Genomic DNA, 19,423 nt, shown 5'->3' on the forward strand with positions numbered 1-19,423 from the left:
AGCAGGGAGTGATCGGTACGCCCACCCAGTATCCCCGCTCCGCCGCGGAAACCGGGTGTGGCACACGTCGCTCTCCGTGGTCACCAGGGCGACGGCTGGAAGTCCTTGAGGAAGCACCCGTACAGATCGACGCCCGCCTCGCCCTGCACGATCGGGTCGTAGACGCGGGCGGCGCCGTCCACCAGGTCGAGCGGGGCGTGGAAGCCCTCGTCGGCCAGGCGCAGCTTCGTGTAGTGCGGGCGCTCGTCGGTGATCCAGCCGGTGTCGACGGCGGTCATGAGGATGCCGTCGTCGAGCATCTCCTTGGCGCTCGTCCGCGTGAGCATGTTCAAGGCGGCCTTGGCCATGTTGGTGTGCGGGTGGCCCGGGCCCTTGTACGCGCGGCTGAACTGGCCCTCCATCGCGGAGACGTTCACCACGTACTTCCGTCGGGCCGCAGCTGCCGCCATGGACGGTCGCAGCCGGGACACCAGGATGAACGGCGCGACCGAGTTGCACAGCTGAACCTCGAGCAGCTCGATGGGGTCGACCTCGCCGACCGTCTGCACCCAGCTGTTGGTGTGCGCGAGATCGGGGAGCAGGCCGCCGGCGTCGATCGCCACGCCCTGCTCGATGCGGGCGGGCGTCGCGGAACCCGCGACGAGGGCGAGCGAACTGACCTCGTCGGCAGTCAGATTCGTGGACGCCGTCAGCGCCGCCGTGGACAGCGATCCGGCCAGCGCGGCCGGGTGCGCCTCGCTGGTCTTGCCGAACGTCACGACGTCGGGCAGCTCACCGGCCGGCAGCGGTCCGGACTCGGCGTCCGCGAGCGCGCTGTACGCGCCGGGGGAACGGCGGACGGTCTGCGCGGCGTTGTTGATGAGGATGTCCAGCGGGCCTTGCGCCGCAACGGAATCGGCCAGCGCGACCACCTGGGCGGGATCGCGAAGATCGATGCCGACCACCCGCAGGCGGTGGATCCAGTCGGCGCTGTCCTCCATCGCCTTGAATCGGCGGATGGCGTCGTTCGGGAAGCGCGTGGTGATCGTCAGGTGCGCACCGTCGCGCAGCAGGCGCAGCGCGATGTACATGCCGATCTTCGCGCGGCCGCCGGTGAGGAGAGCGCGGCGCCCGGTGAGATCGGTGCGCTGGTCCCGCTTGGCGTGGCTGCTCGCCGCGCAGTCGGGGCACAGCTGATGGTAGAAGGCGTCGACCTCGGTGTAGCGCTGCTTGCAGATGTAGCACGGGCGGGGACGGATGAGGGTGCCCGCGGTGGCGCCGACGGTATTGGATGTGAGGAGAATCCCCGCGGTCTCGTCGTCGATGCGATCGGGCGAGCCGGTCGCCGTGGCCGCGACGACCGCGCGATCGGCTTCGGACACCGCGTCGCGCGTCTCGTTCCGGCGACGGCGCTTGAGCTTCTTGAACAGGTTGCCGACGGCGCGCTGCAGTGCGACGGAATCGGGGTGGTCGGTGTCGAGCGCGGATGCCTCCGACAGCACCCGCAGGCAGACGTCGAGGTCTGCGGGATCGATATTGGTCATCGGTTGTGCCATCGGTCGGTAGCTCAGTTCTGATCTCGTGCGGACGGCCGGATGCCCGTGCGGGTGGGCCGACCGGACATTCTACCGATTGCCGAACCGGTGATTCACGGTCGCGGGGCTGGTGACACCACGCTTCGGCGGGAGGAGCATGTGAGATACCAGGGGGAGTGCTCCCCGGGGCAGTCCCCGCTCGAGACATGACACTCGAGGAGGGTGAGGACAATGAACGAGTCGAACGGATCCTCCGGACAACCCGACAGACACCGACCGCCCGTGGGCAACGTCGTCGGCACCTTCGAGGCGCTGCACGGCGAGGCCGTCGTCCCGGTGGAAGCGCCGCTGCAGAAGGACGGGCCCTTTCTGCCGGAGCTGACCGAGGTGGATCTGTTGGTGCGTGCGTCCGAGGCGCGTCGCGACTTCAACGTGTCGGGGTCCGGCGTGACCGTCGCGGTGCTCGACACGGGTCTGCGGTCGACGCACGTCGACTTCGCGGGAAGGGTGGTGCCGGGACGCAACTTCACGTCCGACTACGGCGGTGACCCGGCCGACGTGACCGACGGTCACGGCCACGGCACGTCCGTCGGCGGAATCGCGTGCGCCGGACGGGTCCACACCGGGATCGCACCGAACGCGCGGATCGCGGCGGTGAAGGTGCTCGCGAACGACGGCACCGGCCGATTCGCCGACATTCGCGATGCACTCGACTGGCTGCTGGATCGGCGCTCGTCCCTGGGGATTTCGGCGCTGTGCCTGGCGACCGGTGCGGCCGACAACCGGACCACCGACACCGACATGCCCGGCGACGCGATCGGCGCGCTGTTGCAGGAACTGACGGACGAGGGCGTGTGCTGCTGTACGGCGGCCGGCAACGACTACTACGCGCACGGCGGCACGCAGGGGATGTGCTACCCCGCGATCTTCCGGCAGACGATCAGTGTCGGGGCGGTCTACGACGCCGACGAGGGCAGCTTCCGGTACCGCGACGGGGCGAAGGCGTTCGCGTCCGACTCCGACAGGTTGACGCCGTTCACGCAGCGCCTGCACCGGACGATCGGCGGGCCGTGTGCGACCGACACGTTCGCACCGGGTTCGCCGATCACGTCGTCGGGGATCCTCAACGACACCGGGGAGTCGATCCAGTACGGCGCCAGCCAGGCGACGCCCGTGGTACTCGGCGTGGTGGCGCTGTTGCAGTCGTTCCATCTGCGGACGACGGGGCATCTCCCGGCCGTGACGGATGTGAAGCGGTGGCTTACGCGGGGATCGACCGTCGTCTACGACGGTGCGGACGATCACGACAACGTCAATCACACCGAGTCGACGTTCCCGCGCGTGAGCGCGTTGGGCTCGTTGCTGGTGTGCGCCAAGGATCTTGCGGTCCGGGAACTGTCCCGGGCGAATCGCGCCGATCTGAGGATGGAAGCGACGAGGAGATGATTCGTCGCGGGCCGGAACCCTCAGCCGGAACCCGCAGTCGGAACGACGAAGACCCCGGTTCGATGAACCGGGGTCTTCGTCGTCTGTCTCAACTCAGAGTGTCCGAGGGGGGACTTGAACCCCCACGTCCGTTAATAGGACACTAGCACCTCAAGCTAGCGCGTCTGCCATTCCGCCACTCGGACTCGTTGTTATCCCGCCTGTTCGCGGGGCCTTCAGTTGTTTTTCGTTTGCCCCCGTTCTCCGGGTGCCTGGAAAGATTATCCGATATTGCGCCAGGTCCAAAATCGGCTGGTCAGGGGTGGTTTTTGCGGCATATGGGTGTGCTTGTCGGTTCATCGGTGGGACGCCCGACGGTGGTAGGAAAGTGGAGTGGCAGCAAATGGAGAAGCAGTGACGTCGGATCGATCGTCGGACCGGTCCCCGGGGCGAGCCGAAGCAGAGGTCGTCGACCTCGTCAGTTCGCTCATCCGGTTCGACACGTCGAACACCGGTGAACTCGAGACGACCAAGGGAGAGCGCGAGTGTGCCCTGTGGGTGCAGGAGCGGCTCGAGGAGGTCGGCTACGAGACCCGGTACGTCGAATCGGGTGCGCCCGGGCGCGGCAACGTCTTCGCGCGGCTGAAGGGTGCGGACCCGGCGCGCGGGACGCTGATGATGCACGGCCACCTCGACGTCGTGCCGGCCGAGCCGGCCGACTGGAGCGTCCATCCGTTCTCGGGCGCCGTCGAGGACGGCTACGTGTGGGGCCGCGGCGCCGTCGACATGAAGGACATGTGCGGGATGATGCTGGCGCTCGCGCGACAGTTCAAGGCCGAGGGCACGGTACCCCCGAGAGACATCCTGTTCGCGTTCGTCGCCGACGAGGAGGCCGGCGGCAAGTACGGCTGCCAGTGGCTCGTCGACCATCGGCCCGAACTGTTCGACGGTGTCACCGAGGCAGTGGGCGAGGTCGGCGGCTTCTCCTTGACCGTGCCGCGCGCAGACGGCACCGAGAAGCGTCTGTATCTCGTCGAGACGGCCGAGAAGGGCCTCGGGTGGATGCGACTGACCGCCAAGGCCACCGCGGGCCACGGGTCGTTCCTGCACGAGGACAACGCCGTGACGATCCTCGCGGACGCGGTGTCCCGACTCGGCAACCACACGTTCCCGCTCGTGATGTCGGATTCGGTCGCCGAATTCCTCACCGTGCTGTCGGAGGAAACCGGGGTCGAGTTCGATCCGAACTCCCCGGACATCGACGGCACCCTCGCAAAGCTGGGCAGCATCGCCCGCATCATCGGCGCCACCCTTCGGGACACCGCGAATCCGACCATGCTGAAGGCCGGCTACAAGGCCAACGTCATCCCGCAGACCGCCGAGGCCGTCTTCGACTGCCGGGTGCTGCCCGGACGGCAGGCCGCGTTCGAGCGGGAGGTCGACGCGCTGATCGGGCCGCACGTGACCCGGGAATGGATCACCAAGCTCGACTCCTACGAGACGACGTTCGACGGCGATCTGGTCGACGCGATGAACGACGCGATCCTCGCGCACGACCCGAACGGTCGCACCGTGCCCTACATGTTGTCGGCGGGCACCGACGCAAAAGCCTTCGCGCGCCTGGGAATTCGCTGCTTCGGTTTCGCGCCGCTGCGGCTGCCGCCGGACCTGGACTTCGCGGCCCTGTTCCACGGGGTGGACGAGCGTGTGCCCGTCGACGCCCTGCGCTTCGGCACCCGGGTGATGGAACATTTCCTGATGCACAGCTGACCGAGAGAGAGGAATTCCCACATGGCTCACAACCCCTACGACGAGCTTCCCGACCTGCCGTCCTTCACGCTGACGTCGGAGGACGTCACCGACGGTGCGCCGCTGAAGAACGATCAGGTGAGCGGCATCTTCGGGGCCGGCGGCCACGACATCTCGCCGCAGCTGTCCTGGTCGGGGTTCCCTCCCGAGACCAAGAGTTTCGCCGTCACGATGTTCGACCCGGACGCGCCCACCGCGTCGGGCTTCTGGCACTGGGCGGTCGCGAACGTACCCGCCACGACGACCTCGCTGGCCGCGAACGCCGGTGACGAGAACGGCTCGGGGCTACCCGCGGGTGCCGTCACGCTGGAGAACGACGGCGCCCTCGCCCGGTACCTGGGCGCGTGCCCGCCGAAGGGGCACGGGCCGCACCGCTACATGTTCGCGGTGCATGCCGTGGACGTCGAGCACCTCGACATCACCGCCGACTCGAAGCCGGCGTTCCTCGGCTTCAACCTGTTCTCGCACGCCATCGCGCGCGCGGTGATCACCGGAATCTACGAGCAGAAGTAGCACCCAGACGCGACGAGGGCCCGTCACCGAATCCAGCGGTGACGGGCCCTCGACGCGTTTTTGGCTACGTCCGCGCGCCGGCGCCGACGGCGTCGGAGACCGACCGAAAGCCGCCCTCACGCACCTTCCGGGCCAGCCCCTTGTGCAGCTTCTTGGCGTAGAACGGGCCGCCGTAGATGAAGCCGGTGTAGCCCTGCACGAGGGTCGCGCCGGCGAGGATCCGCTCCCACGCCTGGTCGGCGGTCTCGATGCCGCCCACGGAGATCAGGACCAGCTTGTCGCCGACCCGGCCGTGCAGGCGCCGCAGCACCTCGAGCGAGCGGGCCGCGACCGGTGCGCCGGAGAGCCCGCCCGCCCCGATCTCCGCGATCCGGGACTGCGGCGTCTTCAGGCCGGTGCGCGCGATCGTGGTGTTGGTGGCGACGATTCCGGCCAGGCCCAACTCCACCGCGAGATCGGCGACCGCGTCCACGTCCTCGTCGGACAGATCCGGGGCGATCTTCACGAGCACCGGGATGTGCACGGTGTCGAGCACCGCCTGGAGCAGCGGACGCAGCGATTCCACGGCCTGCAGGTCACGCAGCCCCGGCGTGTTGGGGGAACTGACGTTGACGACGAGGAAATCGGCCAGCGGCCCCAGCAGCCGGGCGCTCGCGGTGTAGTCGCCGGGCGCCTCCTCGGCCGGGACGACCTTCGTCTTGCCGATGTTGGCGCCGATCGGGACGTCGCCGCGACGATGGCGCAGGTGGTTGGCGGCATTGCCGGCACCGTGGTTGTTGAAGCCCATCCGGTTCACCAGCGCCCGGTCGTCGGGCAGGCGGAACAGTCGTGGCGCCGGGTTCCCGGGTTGCGCCTGCGCGGTGACGGTGCCGACCTCGGCGAAGCCGAAGCCCAGCGGACCCCACGTGTCGACACCCGTCGCGTCCTTGTCGAAGCCGGCGGCCAGACCGACCGGTGCCGGAAAGTCGACACCGAACGCCTTCGTGCGAAGCACGGGATCGTCGACGACGAGCACCTTCGCGACCAGCGCGCGGATCGGCGCGAAGCGCGTGACGAGCCGCATCGCCGCGAACGCGAGATGGTGGATGCGTTCCGGGGGGACCCGGAACATCAGACGAAGCAGCAGGTAGTACACGAATCTCCTCGAGGCCGGATGCCGGAAACGTGATGGGGGGTGATGATCAGTCCGCCAGCGGGATCCGCTGCAGGCCGTCGCCGGTGGCCGAGCCGACCACGAGTGTGCCGGTCGCGGTGTCCACGGTGACGGAGTTGGGCTGGCGGACGGTGTCGAAGCGGCCCTTCTCGACCGGAACACCGGTGGACAGGTCGTAGCCGACGACCTTGTTGCTGCCGGTGAGGGTCACCCACACCAGATCGGTGCGATCGTCGTAGGCGAGCGCGTACGGCGCGTGCGGGACGGGGTAGCGCTGCCGCATGATCAGCGGATCGGTGGTGAAGACCAGCAGTTCGTCGCCGCCGGTGTCGGTGACGAGGATGCGTTCGTGCTCGTCGGTGACGAGGTGCGTGGCGCCCTCCCCGGCGCGCAGCGCCATGCCCAGCGACGAGTCCCCGAGATCGATCTCGGTGAGCGACGTCTGACGGCGGTCCAGCGCACTCAGATCGCCGCCGGTGAGCGCGAGCTCGTCGACCGACGCAAGCCCGGAGACGGTCTCGGTGACCGTGCCGTCGGTGGCGTCGACGATCTGGATCCTGCCGCTGGCCAACCCGACGGCGAGCGTGCCGTCGGGGAGGAACAGCGCGGAGCGCGCGTCGCCGTCGACGGTGACCGACGACTTCTCCCCGGACGCGGTGTCGACGATCTGCACCCGTCCGTCCATCGGCAGCAGGACCCGGCCCTCGGCGGCCGATGCCATGTCGACGGCGCGCCCGTCGAGGGGCACGGTGCGCGGGTCGCCCTCACCCTGCAGCAGCAGGTTCGTGCCCCCGTCGGTGAGGATCGCGGTGGTGTTCGTGGCCGGATCGAACGCGAGCGCGTCGACCGGCCGGCCGAGACCCTGGACCGATCCGGCGGGCGTGGCCGCGGCCGGGGCGACCGCCGCGGTGGCCGGGTCCATGGTCTGGAGGTCGTCGCCGTCCTTCTCGCTCGAGCACCCGGTGAGCAACAGCAACGCGGCCCCGATCGTGCAAGCGGTGATGCGCGGTGCGGGTACTCGCATGGTTGTGCTCCTCGGAGGTGATGCAGGGATGCTGCGTGGTCGCTCGGCTTCTAGCATCCCTGATCGACAAGGCCCGCCCGAATCCTGGTGGTCCCGTTCGTGAGACGGGCGACACCCCGCCGACGGTCAGTGCCGCGCGAGGGGCCCGTCGTCGCGGCGCGGAAGGACCAGCGTGGCGCCCGACCGGGGATGCTCGAAGACCTCGACCGGATGGCCGTACACGCGACTGAGCAGTTCCTCGGTGAAGACCTCGGCCGGCGTCCCGTCGGCGGCCGCGCGGCCACTCTCGAGAACACAGATGCGGTCGGCGTACGCCGCGGCCAGTCCCAGGTCGTGCAGGACGACGACCACGGCGGCGCCGTCCGCGGCGCGTGCCCGGGCGATCGCCATCACCGACTCCTGGTGGCCCAGGTCGAGTGCCGCGGTCGGTTCGTCGAGGAGCACGGTCTCGGTGTCCTGGGCGAGGACCCTGGCCAGCGCGACACGGGCGCGTTCGCCGCCGGAGAGCACACTGAACGGCCGATCGGCGAGGTGCGCGACATCACAGATCGTCAGGCTCTCCTCGATCACCCTCTCGTCGTCCGCGCCGCGTTCGGTGCGCTGCCACGGAGCCCGCCCCATCCGGACCACGTCGCGCGCGGTGAACGAGAACCCCACGGTGTGCTGCTGCGGCAGGACCGCACGACGCCGCGACATCTCCGACGGCGTCCACTCGGTGAGGGATCGGCCGTCGAGTTCGACGGTGCCCGCCACGACCTGTTGGTCGCCCGACAGCGCCGCCAGCAGGGTCGACTTGCCGGCGCCGTTGGGTCCGACCAGTGCGAGCACCTCGCCGGCGCGGACGGTGAGGTCGACGCCGTCGAGCACGGTGCGGCCGCCGCGTTCGACGCTGATGCCGTTCGCGCGCATGGTGACCGACCCGGTCTCGGTGCGCCCCGGTCCGGCGACCTCGCGGCCGAACAGATTGCGGGCGCGATCGAGCAGTGACGTCATCACGCCCACCCGCCTTGCCGGGATCGGGTGCGGCGGAGCAGCCAGAAGAAGAAGGGACCGCCGACGAGCGATGTGAGCATGCCGAGCGGCAGGTCGGCGTTCGCCACGAGCGTGCGCGAACCGAGGTCGGCCGCGAGCAGCACGACCGCACCGCCCAGCACACTCGCCGGCAGGAGCAGGCGGTGTCCGGGGCCGACAAGCATGCGCATCACGTGCGGCACGACGAGGCCGACGAACAGGATGATGCCCGTGAATGCGACGCCCGACGACACGAGCACCGCGACGATCACGATCGCGATCAGTCGCAGCTTCTCGACGTCGACGCCGAGGTGCCGGGCCGCGCTCTCGCCGAGGGCGAGCAGGTCGAGCTTGGGGGCGATCAGCATCGACGCCGCGATGCCGGCGATCGCCATCGGGGCGACGATCGCGACGGCGTTCCAGGTGGCGCCGTTGAGACTGCCGAGTTGCCAGAAGACGATCTGGTCGCGGGCCGCGGGGCTCGCAACGAACGTGAAGAATGCGATGAGGCCGCCCGCGAACGCGTTGATCGCGACGCCGGTGAGCACGAGTGTGACGACCTCGGTGCGACCCTCGGACCGGGCGAGCAGATACACCATGGTCGTCGTGACGAGACCGGCCACGAACGCGGCCGCCGCCACCGAGGCGCCGGCGGTGAACGCGCCGCCGAGGACGATGGCTGCGCTCGCGCCGACCGCCGCGCCCGCGGAGACGCCGATGACGCCAGGCTCCGCGAGCGGGTTGGAGAACACACCCTGGAGCAGGGCGCCGGAACAGCCGAGCGCCGCTCCGACGAGGATCGCGAGGATCACCCGCGGGAAACGCACCTGCCACAGGGTGACCTCGCCGCTGGGATGCGACGGCATCGGTCCGATGTCGAGGCCGATCCGGTGCAGGACGCTGCCGAGGACCTCGGCCGGACTGGTGGGCACCTGGCCGATGCATGCCGACGCGAGGGCCAGCGCTGCCAGGAGGACCACCAGCCCGACCACGACGGTGCCGGCCCGCATCTTCGGCCGGGTGGAGACGGTTGTGCTCATTCCGCGGTGGGGTGGTAGATCGCGTCGGCCAGCGCCGCCAGTACCTGGCCGGTGTTGGAGCCGAAGCTGAGCAGCATGGTGTCGGCCATGTCGACGACGCGCTTGTTCCGACCGGCCGGCGTCTGGGCGATGCCCGGCACTTTCTCCAGCCCGTCCATCCCGCCGATCGACTGGAGTCCGCCGCTCATCATGAGGATGACGTCGGGGGCCGACGCGATCATGGCCTCGCTCGTGATCGGCACGAACTCACTGGTCAGCCCGGAGGCTGTTCCGGCATCGGTGGCGCCGAGCGCCTCGATCAGCGAATCGGCTCCCGAGCCGGGGCCGGCCAGCATCGTGATGGAGGGCCCACGCATGTAGAGGAACGCGATCTTCAGGTCCTCGGACCCCGCGGGCACCATGGCCTTCGCGTTCGCGATCTCCTGTTCGGTGCGCGCGACGAGTTGCTCTCCCTGCTCCGGCACGCCGAGTGCCTGTGCCACCGCGGTGATCTGTCCGGGGACACCCTCGAGGGTCCGCGTCGGATCGAAGTAGACGACGGGGACACCCGCCGCCCGCAGCTGCTCCTGCACCGACTTCGGCCCGATGCTGGTGTCGGTCAGCACGACGGTGGGCGCGAGGTTCAGGATCGCCTCCGCGTTCATCGCCTGCCCGCCGGGGGTGATGTTCGGGATGTCCTCGGCGGCGGGGAACGCCGAGGCGGTGTCGCGGCCGACGACGTTGTCGCCCAGACCGAGGGCGAACACCGTCTCGGTCAGGGTGCCGTAGCGGTCCGCCGTGACGATCCGGCTGGTGTCGGTCACGGTGACGTCGACACCGTCGAAGCTGCGCACCGTCACCGGCAGCTGCGGTGTCGGAGCGGTCGAGACGGGTCGCGGGTCGGCGTCGGCGACCACCGCGGTGGTCTGGCCGCGCTGCTCGGTGTCGCCGGTGGTGACCGACGTACACGCGGCGAGCGAGACCACGGTCGCGGCCGAGGCGGCCACGACGAGGAGCCGGGAGAGCACAGATCTCATTTCACAAGGTAGCGATCGATGTCGGCTTCGAGGTCCGCGAACAGGGCGCCGTTGAGTCGGTACGCGAGGTTCACCTCGGCGATGAAGCGGGCCTGCGCCTCGGCCGAGAGGGGCGCGGCGTCGAGATTCGCGCGGTACTCGTCCTTGAAGACCTTCGGCTTGGCGATCCGGTCGAAGATGTAGAAGCGCAGTCCGTCGACCTCGTAGCCGTAGGCGCGCTCGAGCATGCGGCGGATGATCTGACCGCCGGACAGGTCGCCCATGTAGCGCAGGTAGTGGTGCGCGACGAAGTCGGCGGCCGAGTCGAACGCGACCTCCTCGAGGCGGGCGACGTACGCGGCCGTGGCGGGCGTCGCGGCCACCTGGTCACGCCAGGTCGGGCCCAGCAGGAACTCGAGGTCGGCCGCGAGGGACGGCAGCCGGACGAGGTCGTCGGTGATGAACGGTGCGGCGATCGGGTCCGCGACGTGCGCGTCGGCAGCGCGCTCGAGTGCCTCGTACACCAGGTACGTCTGCGCCAGCAGGGCTGCGTAGCCCTCCTTGGTGAGCTTGCCGGCGAGAAGATCACCGACGAACCGGGACTGCTCGGTGGCGCGGTGAGCGGCATCGGTCTCGGTCTTGATGCGCTCTGCGAAACCGGCACGTTCTCCGGCCTCGGTACCCTGGTCGAGCACGTCCATGTGATCTCCTTCACGACGACATCCGTCAAACACAACGGACACGAGGTTAGCCTACCCTCGCATCGTTGTCGTCACTAAATACCGAGAATCAACCGAAAGTTGGACGCGCGCCCGATTTCACGCGCTCACGTCGTCCAACGCCGCCGCGATCGCGGGGGGAAGGACGAGGTCCTCGGCCGACAACACCCCCGTCAACTGCGCCAGATCACGGGCGCCCACCACGGCGCTGGCGATGCCCGGCCGGTCCCGGGCCCACGCGAGTGCCACCGCGAGCGGCGAGGTTCCCAGACCGTCGGCGGCGGTGAGGACGGCGTCGACGACGCGGACGGAACTCTCGGTGAGGTAGGTGCGCACCTCGGCCGCGTGGGTCGGGTCGGCGCCGCGCGAATCGGCCGGGATGCCGTCCCGGTACTTGCCGGTGAGCACGCCGCCGGCGAGCGGAACGGCCGCGAAGACTCCGATGCCGTGATACGCGGCGGCCGGCAGCAGTTCCTCCTCGACGCCTCGCGCGAGCAGCGAGTACTCGGCCTGCGTCGCGACGAGCCGCCCCGGCCCGGAGCGTCCCGCGGCGGTGGCCAGCTGCCACCCCAGATAACCGCGGGCACCGGTGTAGCGGACCCGGCCGCTGGTGACGGCGTAGTCGAGGGTGTCGGCGATCTCGTCGACGGGTGTCAGTCGATCCCACGTCGCGATCTGCCACATGTCGAGGTGGTCGGTGCCGAGTTCCCGCAGCGTCGCGTCGAGCTGCGTCAGCAGCCCCCGCCGCGAGCAGTCGACCCGTTGCTCGGGTGCGGCGAACGGATTGATCCCGGCACTGCCGCCGAGGATGAGGTACTCACGCGGCACGACGTCGTCGAGGAGCTCCGCCAGCAGGCGCTGCGCCTTGCCGTCGCCGTATGCGGGGGAGGTGTCCACGAGTGTGCCACCCGCGTCGACGAATGCGGACAGCTGCGCCGCCGCCTCGTCGCCGTCGGTATCCCGACCCCAGTGCAGGGTGCCCAGACCGAGCCTCGACACTCGCAGCCCGCTCGTTCCCACTGCTCTGTATTCCATAACCGCCCACGCCTCGACACCGGATGAATTCGATCGGCGAGAGATACCCGCCGATCGAGAACACTAGTGGCGCGCACGGCGCGCCGAACACAGCCACGCCGGGTACCGTCTGTGCCGTGAAACTTGGACTACACGCGTGTAATCCGGATGCCCCCGACCCCATCCGCCGTACCGTCCGCATCTCGTGTGGCCCGGGGTGCCACGCGTGATCGGCGAGGCCATGACCTGGCTCCAGGCGATCGTCCTCGGAGCGGTGCAGGGTCTGACGGAATTCCTGCCCATCTCCTCGTCCGGACATCTCCGCATCGTGTCCGAGATCTTCTTCGGCACCGACGCCGGCGCGTCCTTCACTGCCGTCACCCAGTTGGGCACGGAAGCCGCAGTGCTGCTGTACTTCGCGCGCGACATCGGGCGCATCGTCACCGCGTGGTTCCGTGGGCTCTTCCATGCCGAGCATCGCTCGGACCTCGACTACCGCATGGGTTGGTACGTGATCCTCGGCACGATTCCCGTGGGTGTGCTGGGTTTCCTGTTCAAGGACCAGATTCGCACCGGCGCAAGGAATCTGTGGCTGATCGCGACGATGCTGATCGTGTTCGCGCTGGTGATCGCGGCGGCCGAGTACTACGGACGCAAGACGCGGCCCATCGAGGATCTGCGGGCCCGGGACGGCATCATCATGGGTTCGGCGCAGGCGCTCGCGCTCATCCCGGGCGTCTCGCGCTCCGGCGGCACCATCAGTGCCGGTCTGTTCCTCGGGCTCACCCGTGAGGCGGCCGCCCGGTATTCGTTCCTCCTCGCGATTCCCGCCGTCGTCGCCTCCGGATTGTTCAGTCTCCCGGATGCATTCGAGCCGGCCGGCGAGGGCCTGATCGCGTCCGGCCCGCAGTTGCTCGTGGCGACGCTCATCGCGTTCGCGATCGGCTACGCCTCGATCGCGTGGCTGCTCCGCTTCGTCGTCAACCACTCGATGTACTGGTTCGTCGGGTACCGCATCGTGCTCGGGACGCTCGTGCTCGTGCTGCTGGCGACCGGCGTGGTCTCGGCGACGTGACCGGGGGTCGGAGCGCGATCCCACTAGGCTGTAGCGCATGACGGTGATCCTGCTCCGACACGGACGTTCGACCGCGAACACGGCCCGCACCCTGGCCGGTCGATCGGCGGGCGTCGCGCTCGACGAGCTGGGCGTGGAGCAGGCGAAAGGCGTCGTCGACCGGTTGGCCGGCCTCTCGATCGCGGAGATCGTCCACTCGCCGCTGCTCCGCTGCGAGCAGACGGTTGCGCCGCTCGCGGTCGATCGCGGTCTGACTCTGCGCGCCGACGACCGTCTGGTCGAAGTGGACTACGGGCAGTGGACCGGACGCGAGCTGAAGGAGCTGGTCGAGGAACCGCTGTGGAAGGTCGTCCAGCAGCACGCGTCCGCCGCGGTCTTCCCGGGCGGTGAGGGGTTGGCCCAGGTACAGGCGCGCGCCGTCGCGGCGGTGCGCGAGCACGACCGGCGGCTCACCGAGGCGCACGGATCCGACGTGTTGTGGGTGGCCTGCAGCCACGGCGACGTGATCAAGGCCGTGCTCGCCGACGCCGTCGGCACGCACCTCGACGGTTTCCAGCGGATCGTCACCGAACCCGCGTCGATCAGCGTCGTCCGGTACACCGACACCAGACCGTACGTCCTGCGGATGAACGACACCGGTGGTGACCTGACCGGCCTGGACGGGGGTGGACACAAGCCCGACGCGCGGGAGCCGGTTCCCGGCGGTGAGGTCGGGAACGGCCGCTAGGCGGATAATGAGGCGGTACGCAGAATTCGAGGAGGTGCAATGCCGCGCGCGATACACGTTTTCCGCACCCCTGATCGATTCGTTGCGGGGACGGTCGGCGAGCCGGGTGACCGGTCCTTCTATCTTCAGGCCGTGCACGATGCCCGGGTGGTGAGTGTGCTGCTCGAGAAGCAGCAGGTGCAGGTTCTCGCGGATCGGATGGGTCTGCTCCTCGAGGAGGTCCACCGCCGGTTCGGGACGGCGGTGCCGCCCGAGGCCGGGGAACTGGGGGACCTGAGTCCACTGGTGACACCACTCGACGTCGAGTTCCGGGTGGGCACGATGGGTCTCGGCTGGGACGCCGAGGCGGAATCGGTCGTGGTCGAGTTGCTCGCGGTGAGCGAGACGGAGTTCGACGAATCGGTCGTCCTCGACGACACGGAGGAGGGCCCCGACGCGGTCCGGGTCTTCCTCACGCCCGTGCAGGCCCGCGAGTTCGCGCTGCGATCGGAGCGGGTCGTCGCGGCCGGACGGGCCCCGTGCCCGCTGTGCGGGGAGCCGCTCGGTACGGACGGCCACATGTGCATCCGAACCAACGGCTATCGCCGGATCGCCGGGTTCGATTCCTCCGTCGAGTTCGGGGAAGAGCTCTGACCGCGGTGCCGATCGACCCCCTCGATCCCGCTGACGGCGCACTGCTCGCGGAGGGCGAACTGACCCTGGTCGGTCGAATCGTGCATGCCAGCAATGCGACCCTCGTGTGCGACGCGTCCACCGACGGCCGCTCGGTGCGGTGTGTGTACAAGCCGATCCGCGGCGAGCAGCCGCTGTGGGACTTCCCGGACGGGACCCTCGCCGGCCGCGAGGTCGCGTCGTATCTGATCTCCGAGGAACTCGGGTGGGGTGTCATTCCCCCCACCATCCTGCGGGACGGGCCGTTCGGGCCCGGCATGGTCCAGCGGTGGATCGACACCCCGGAGCGCCATCCCGAAGAGGGCGGGCAGCCGGACCTGGTGGACATCTGCCCACCCGAGGAGGTGCCCCCGGGCTGGCTCGAGGTCCTGCGGGCGCTCGACGTGCAGGGCACGGAGGTCTCGCTCATCCACGCGGACGACCCGCGGTTGCAGCGGATCGCGGTCCTCGACGTCGTGCTCAACAACGCGGACCGCAAGGGTGGTCACGCGCTCGAGGGCGTCGACGGTTCGGTGTACGGCGTCGACCACGGCATCTGCCTGCACGAGGAGAACAAGCTCCGAACGGTGCTGTGGGGCTGGGCCGGTGCGCCGATCGCGGACGATCTCGTCGCCGATCTGTCCGCGTTCGCCCAGCGCTTGTCCGGCGACGAGCTGCCGGCGGCACTCGCCGAGCACATCACGGTGGGGGAGGTCGAGGCGTTGCGCGAGCGCGTGCAGCTACTGCTCCGCGAACCGGTGATGCCACATCCCTCGGGCTCGCGTCCCATTCCGTGGCCGGCGTTCTAGGCGCCCGACTCCCGGCGCGCGTTGATCAATTCGATCAGCAGCGCGCGTAGCGCGGCCGGATCGGACACGCCCGAGGTGAGCGACTCGTCGTCCTGCTCGAGGGCGAGCAGCCGCGTGTAGGTGTCGCGCCCCGACGGCGTGATCGTGACCCGTTGCCGACGTTCGTCACCCGGATCGGTCGCGCGCGTGACGAAGCCGCCGCGTTCGAGGCGTTCGACCGTCCGGCTCATCGTCTGGTCGGTGACGCGGCACGCGCGTGCCATGTCGCGCTGTGAGCGCGGTCCGTCGGTGAGCGTGTGCAGCGCGATGAGACCGGCATGGGTGGTTCCGTGGGCGCGCAGCACTTCTTCCCACGAATGCTCTACCAGGCGTGCCGCCGTCGACAGCAGCCGTCCGGTGGGCCATGAGCGGAAGCCGTCGACGTCGACCGGACGGGTCGGTTCGGGCTGGGACAAGGGCGTCTCCGTGCAATTGTTCAGTGGGCTGAATAAACTTCGTGGGGAAGTGTCCCGAGACTAGCTGTCGATCGATCCCGGAGGACCCGTGAGCAAGCCGGCAAACACCGATTCGGCTCCACCCCGCACGTCCCGTTGGCGGTGGCTGCTGCCGGCCGTGCTGGTTCTCGTCTGGCTCGGCGTCGGGGGCTTCGGAGGCCCGTTCGCCGGCAAGCTCGGCGAGGTCCAGCAGAACGACAACACCTCGTTCCTGCCGGCGTCCGCAGAGGCGACCGAGGCCGGTGCCCACTACGACGGGTTCACCGAAACCCGTTTCGTTCCCGCGATCGTCGTCGCCGAACGTGATTCGGGGACAACGCCGTCCGACGCCGAATTCCTCGCCCGAGCGGGGGCCGAGGTCGCCGGGCAGCCGGGGTTCGGCGAACGGACGTCCCCGCCCCTCCCGTCCGAGGACGGTCGGGCGTTGCAGATGATCGTCCCGGTCGATTCGACGGTCGACGTCGGCGACAGTGTCGAGGCACTGCGGGCGGATCTGAGTAGTGCACCCGACGGGCTCACGGTGCTGGTGACCGGTCCGGCCGGGCAGGTCGCCGACCTGTCGACGGCGTTCAAGGGCATCGACGGGTTGCTGCTGTTGGTGGCCGCGGCGGTGGTCCTGCTCATCCTCGTGGTCGTCTATCGCAGCCCGCTGTTGCCGTTCCTCGTGTTGTCGTCGGCGGTGTTCGCGCTGGGTCTCGCGAGCCTGCTGGTGTACCTGCTCGCGGACGCCGGGACGATCGCGCTCAACGGGCAGAGCCAGGGCATCCTGTTCATCCTCGTCTTCGGTGCCGCCACCGACTACGCGCTGTTGCTGGTGGCGCGCTACCGCGAGGAACTGCACAACGAACCCGATCGCTTCGACGCGATGAAGCGCGCGTGGCGCGCCACCCTCGAGCCGGTCGCCGCATCGGCCGGCACGGTGATCGCGGGTGTGCTGTGTCTGCTGCTGTCGGACCTGAACTCGAACCGCGGCCTGGGTCCGGTCGCGGCCCTCGGTATCGCCGCGTCGTTCGTCGCGTCGATGACGTACCTGCCGGCGGTGCTGGTGCTGTTCGGGCGCGTCGCCTTCTGGCCCAAGCGACCGGCCTACGATCCGGCGCACGCCGACCGGGACGAGGCGACCGATCACCGATTCTGGGGCGCGCTGGCGCAGAAGGTCGGCGCGCACCCGCGGCGCTTCTGGGTCGCGTCGACGCTCGTGCTCGCGGCCTTCGCGCTCCTGCTGCCGATGTTCAAGGCGAGTGGCGTGGCGCAGTCGGAGGTCTTCCTGCTCGACGTCGACTCCGCGGCGGGACAGCAGGTTCTCGGCGAACACTTCGACGCCGGCTCCGGATCGCCCGCGATCGTGATCGCCGATGCCGCCGCGCTCGACGGGGTGCTCGCCGCGTCCCGCGTCGACGGGGTGAGCGACGTGCGCGCCGTCCCGGCGCCGGGGGCGCAGACCCCGCTGGTCGTCGACGGCCGGATCGCGGTCCAGGCCACGCTCACCGACCCCGCGGACTCGTTGGAGGCCGAACGCACCGTCGAGCGGCTGCGGGAGTCGGTGCATGCGGTGCCCGGCGCGGACGCGCTCGTGGGCGGGCCGACCGCGACGGACCTCGACACGAAGGACACCTCGATCCGGGACCGGACGGTGATCATCCCCGTGGTCATCCTGGTCGTGTTCGCGATCCTGGCGCTGCTGCTGCGGTCACTGCTGGCGCCGTTGCTGCTGATGGGGACCGTGGTGCTCTCGTTCGCCGCGACCCTCGGGGTGTCGTCGCTGGTGTTCGACCACCTGCTCGGATTCCCCGGCGCGGACCCGGTGGTGCCCCTGTTCGCGTTCGTGTTCCTCGTCGCGCTCGGCATCGACTACAACATCTTCCTGATGACGCGCGTGCGGGAGGAAGCGCTGCGCGTGGGCACCCGGCGTGGTGCGCTCCGGGCGCTGACCGTAACCGGTGGGGTGATCACGTCGGCGGGGGTGGTGCTGGCGGCGACGTTCTCCGCGCTGGCGGTCATTCCGCTGCTGTTCCTCGCGCAGATCGCGTTCATCGTGGCCTTCGGTGTCCTGCTCGACGCGCTGCTGGTGCGGTCGCTGCTGGTGCCCGCGCTCACCGTCGACATCGGGCAGCGGATCTGGTGGCCGAGCCGTCTGGCGTCGGCGCAGGAGCCGTCGGACACGCCGCCCGCGAGGGCGGAATCGACTCTCCATTAGGCTCGTTCCCATGCAGTCTTGGTCCGACACCGCTGTCCCGTCCGTGCCCGGTCAGGGGCCTGCCCTCCGGCTCTACGACACCGCGGACCGGCAGGTGCGGCCGGTCACCCCGGGCGCGACGGCGAAGATGTACGTGTGCGGCATCACGCCGTACGACGCGACCCACCTCGGTCACGCCGCCACCTATCTGACGTTCGACCTGGTGAACCGGGTGCTGCGGGACGCCGGTCACGACGTGCACTACGTGCAGAACGTCACCGACGTCGACGACCCGCTGTTCGAGCGGGCCGAGCGCGACGGCGAGGACTGGGTCGTGCTCGGCATGCGGGAGACCGCGCTGTTCCGTGAGGACATGGAGGCGCTGCGGGTGCTCCCGCCGCGGGACTACATCGGCGCCGTGGAGTCGGTGAACGAGGTCGTCGAGCTCGTCGAGAAGTTCGTCGCGTCGGGTGCGGCGTACGTGGTCGACGATCCCGAGTACCCCGACGTGTACTTCCGGGCGGACGCGACGTCGCAGTTCGGCTACGAGTCCGGCTACGACCGCGCCACCATGGACCACTTCTTCGCCGAGCGCGGCGGCGACCCCGACCGCCCCGGCAAGCGGGACCCGTTGGACGCGTTGGTGTGGCGCGCACAGCGTCCCGGTGAGCCGTCGTGGCCGTCGCCGTTCGGCCCGGGTCGTCCGGGCTGGCACATCGAGTGCGCGGCCATCGCCCTCAACCGGATCGGTTCGGGTTTCGACATCCAGGGCGGCGGCAGCGACCTGATCTTCCCGCACCACGAGTTCTCGGCGGCACACGCCGAATCCGCTTCGGGTACGGACCGATTCGCGCGCCACTACGTGCACACCGGGATGATCGGCCTGGACGGCGAGAAGATGTCGAAGAGTCGCGGCAACCTGGTGTTCGTGTCGAAGTTGCGCGGCGAGGGCGTGGACCCCGCCGCGATCCGGCTCGGCCTCCTCTCGGGTCACTACCGCATGGATCGGCCGTGGACGGACGGGGTGCTGTCCGACGCGCAGGAGCGGCTCGCGCTGTGGCGCAAGGCCGCTGCGCTCGAGTCCGCGCCGTCCGCGGAGGACACCGTCGCCCGGCTGCGGCAGCATCTCGCGGACGACCTGGACACCCCGAAGGCGCTCGACGCGCTGGACGGCTGGGCGCGTCGGGCCGTGGATCACGGCGGACCGGACGCGTCGGCACCCGCGGCGTTCGCGACCGCGGTGGACGCGCTGCTGGGTGTCGAGCTGCGCTGAC

General features: G+C 69.6%; 18 protein-coding genes and 1 tRNA gene. 9 read left to right on the forward strand and 10 right to left on the reverse strand.

Annotated features, from left to right (window positions below; all coding sequences use genetic code 11):
- Positions 1–80 precede the first annotated feature (80 nt).
- The gene (locus tag ABEU20_RS22490) at positions 81–1,523 is read right to left on the reverse strand and encodes an SDR family NAD(P)-dependent oxidoreductase (protein WP_420166601.1); all 1,443 of its coding nucleotides are present in this window, start codon (positions 1,521–1,523) and stop codon (positions 81–83) included.
- A gap of 222 nt (positions 1,524–1,745) precedes the next feature.
- On the opposite strand from ABEU20_RS22490, the gene ABEU20_RS22495 reads away from it, so the two are divergent.
- Positions 1,746–2,960 (forward strand): S8 family serine peptidase, encoded by a 1,215-nt coding sequence (locus tag ABEU20_RS22495; RefSeq protein ID WP_420166602.1) that lies wholly within the window; start codon positions 1,746–1,748, stop codon positions 2,958–2,960.
- Between the two features lie 99 nt (positions 2,961–3,059).
- On the opposite strand, the gene ABEU20_RS22500 is transcribed toward ABEU20_RS22495, so the two are convergent.
- A tRNA-Leu gene (locus ABEU20_RS22500) sits at positions 3,060–3,145 on the reverse strand.
- A gap of 208 nt (positions 3,146–3,353) precedes the next feature.
- Here ABEU20_RS22500 and ABEU20_RS22505 point away from each other — a divergent pair.
- Together ABEU20_RS22505 and ABEU20_RS22510 are read left to right on the forward strand one after the other, a co-directional pair.
- On the forward strand, positions 3,354–4,709 hold the full coding sequence (locus ABEU20_RS22505; protein ID WP_420166603.1) for a M20/M25/M40 family metallo-hydrolase: 1,356 nt from the start codon (positions 3,354–3,356) through the stop codon (positions 4,707–4,709).
- Between the two features lie 21 nt (positions 4,710–4,730).
- Positions 4,731–5,261, forward strand: coding sequence for a YbhB/YbcL family Raf kinase inhibitor-like protein (locus ABEU20_RS22510; RefSeq protein ID WP_420166604.1), 531 nt, complete (start codon positions 4,731–4,733; stop codon positions 5,259–5,261).
- Positions 5,262–5,325: 64 nt separating this feature from the next.
- Here the strand turns inward: ABEU20_RS22510 and ABEU20_RS22515 are convergent, their stop codons facing one another.
- From ABEU20_RS22515 to ABEU20_RS22545, 7 genes are all read right to left on the reverse strand, one after another.
- Positions 5,326–6,396 (reverse strand): quinone-dependent dihydroorotate dehydrogenase, encoded by a 1,071-nt coding sequence (locus ABEU20_RS22515; RefSeq protein WP_420166605.1) that lies wholly within the window; start codon positions 6,394–6,396, stop codon positions 5,326–5,328.
- A gap of 46 nt (positions 6,397–6,442) precedes the next feature.
- Positions 6,443–7,438, reverse strand: coding sequence for a YncE family protein (locus ABEU20_RS22520; RefSeq protein WP_420166606.1), 996 nt, complete (start codon positions 7,436–7,438; stop codon positions 6,443–6,445).
- 126 nt (positions 7,439–7,564) lie between these two features.
- A complete protein-coding gene (locus ABEU20_RS22525; RefSeq protein WP_420166607.1) occupies positions 7,565–8,431 on the reverse strand; it encodes a heme ABC transporter ATP-binding protein in 867 nt (288 codons plus the stop codon).
- On the reverse strand, positions 8,431–9,489 hold the full coding sequence (locus ABEU20_RS22530; protein ID WP_420166608.1) for a FecCD family ABC transporter permease: 1,059 nt from the start codon (positions 9,487–9,489) through the stop codon (positions 8,431–8,433). Before ABEU20_RS22530 ends, ABEU20_RS22525 begins: the two co-directional genes overlap by 1 nt.
- On the reverse strand, positions 9,486–10,505 hold the full coding sequence (locus ABEU20_RS22535) for a heme/hemin ABC transporter substrate-binding protein (RefSeq protein WP_420166609.1): 1,020 nt from the start codon (positions 10,503–10,505) through the stop codon (positions 9,486–9,488). The genes ABEU20_RS22530 and ABEU20_RS22535 overlap by 4 nt, the downstream gene beginning before the upstream one ends.
- The gene (locus tag ABEU20_RS22540; protein WP_420166610.1) at positions 10,502–11,185 is read right to left on the reverse strand and encodes a biliverdin-producing heme oxygenase; all 684 of its coding nucleotides are present in this window, start codon (positions 11,183–11,185) and stop codon (positions 10,502–10,504) included. The genes ABEU20_RS22535 and ABEU20_RS22540 overlap by 4 nt, the downstream gene beginning before the upstream one ends.
- Positions 11,186–11,302: 117 nt before the next feature.
- Positions 11,303–12,238 (reverse strand): aldo/keto reductase, encoded by a 936-nt coding sequence (locus ABEU20_RS22545; protein ID WP_420166611.1) that lies wholly within the window; start codon positions 12,236–12,238, stop codon positions 11,303–11,305.
- 208 nt (positions 12,239–12,446) lie between these two features.
- Between ABEU20_RS22545 and ABEU20_RS22550 the strand changes: the two genes are divergently transcribed.
- The 4 genes from ABEU20_RS22550 to ABEU20_RS22565 are packed head-to-tail and all read left to right on the forward strand — an operon-like array spanning position 12,447 to position 15,479.
- Positions 12,447–13,292 (forward strand): undecaprenyl-diphosphate phosphatase, encoded by an 846-nt coding sequence (locus tag ABEU20_RS22550; protein WP_420166768.1) that lies wholly within the window; start codon positions 12,447–12,449, stop codon positions 13,290–13,292.
- A 37-nt stretch (positions 13,293–13,329) separates the two neighbouring features.
- Positions 13,330–14,019 carry an MSMEG_4193 family putative phosphomutase gene (locus ABEU20_RS22555; RefSeq protein ID WP_420166612.1) on the forward strand — a complete coding sequence of 230 codons (690 nt, stop codon included), beginning with the start codon at positions 13,330–13,332 and terminating at the stop codon, positions 14,017–14,019.
- Between the two features lie 39 nt (positions 14,020–14,058).
- On the forward strand, positions 14,059–14,652 hold the full coding sequence (locus ABEU20_RS22560) for a DUF3090 domain-containing protein (protein WP_420166613.1): 594 nt from the start codon (positions 14,059–14,061) through the stop codon (positions 14,650–14,652).
- A gap of 5 nt (positions 14,653–14,657) precedes the next feature.
- Positions 14,658–15,479: an SCO1664 family protein gene (locus ABEU20_RS22565; RefSeq protein WP_420166614.1), complete on the forward strand. Its 822-nt coding sequence runs from the start codon at positions 14,658–14,660 to the stop codon at positions 15,477–15,479.
- On the opposite strand, the gene ABEU20_RS22570 is transcribed toward ABEU20_RS22565, so the two are convergent.
- Positions 15,476–15,934 carry a MarR family winged helix-turn-helix transcriptional regulator gene (locus ABEU20_RS22570; RefSeq protein WP_420166615.1) on the reverse strand — a complete coding sequence of 153 codons (459 nt, stop codon included), beginning with the start codon at positions 15,932–15,934 and terminating at the stop codon, positions 15,476–15,478. The two genes, ABEU20_RS22565 and ABEU20_RS22570, sit on opposite strands and share 4 nt — an antisense overlap.
- 88 nt (positions 15,935–16,022) lie before the next feature.
- Between ABEU20_RS22570 and ABEU20_RS22575 the strand changes: the two genes are divergently transcribed.
- The gene (locus ABEU20_RS22575) at positions 16,023–18,170 is read left to right on the forward strand and encodes an MMPL family transporter (protein WP_420166616.1); all 2,148 of its coding nucleotides are present in this window, start codon (positions 16,023–16,025) and stop codon (positions 18,168–18,170) included.
- Between the two features lie 10 nt (positions 18,171–18,180).
- Positions 18,181–19,422: a cysteine--1-D-myo-inosityl 2-amino-2-deoxy-alpha-D-glucopyranoside ligase gene (gene mshC, locus ABEU20_RS22580; protein ID WP_420166617.1), complete on the forward strand. Its 1,242-nt coding sequence runs from the start codon at positions 18,181–18,183 to the stop codon at positions 19,420–19,422.
- Position 19,423 lies beyond the last annotated feature (1 nt).

Source organism: Rhodococcus parequi (assembly GCF_046042785.1).
GTDB lineage: Bacteria > Actinomycetota > Actinomycetes > Mycobacteriales > Mycobacteriaceae > Prescottella > Prescottella parequi.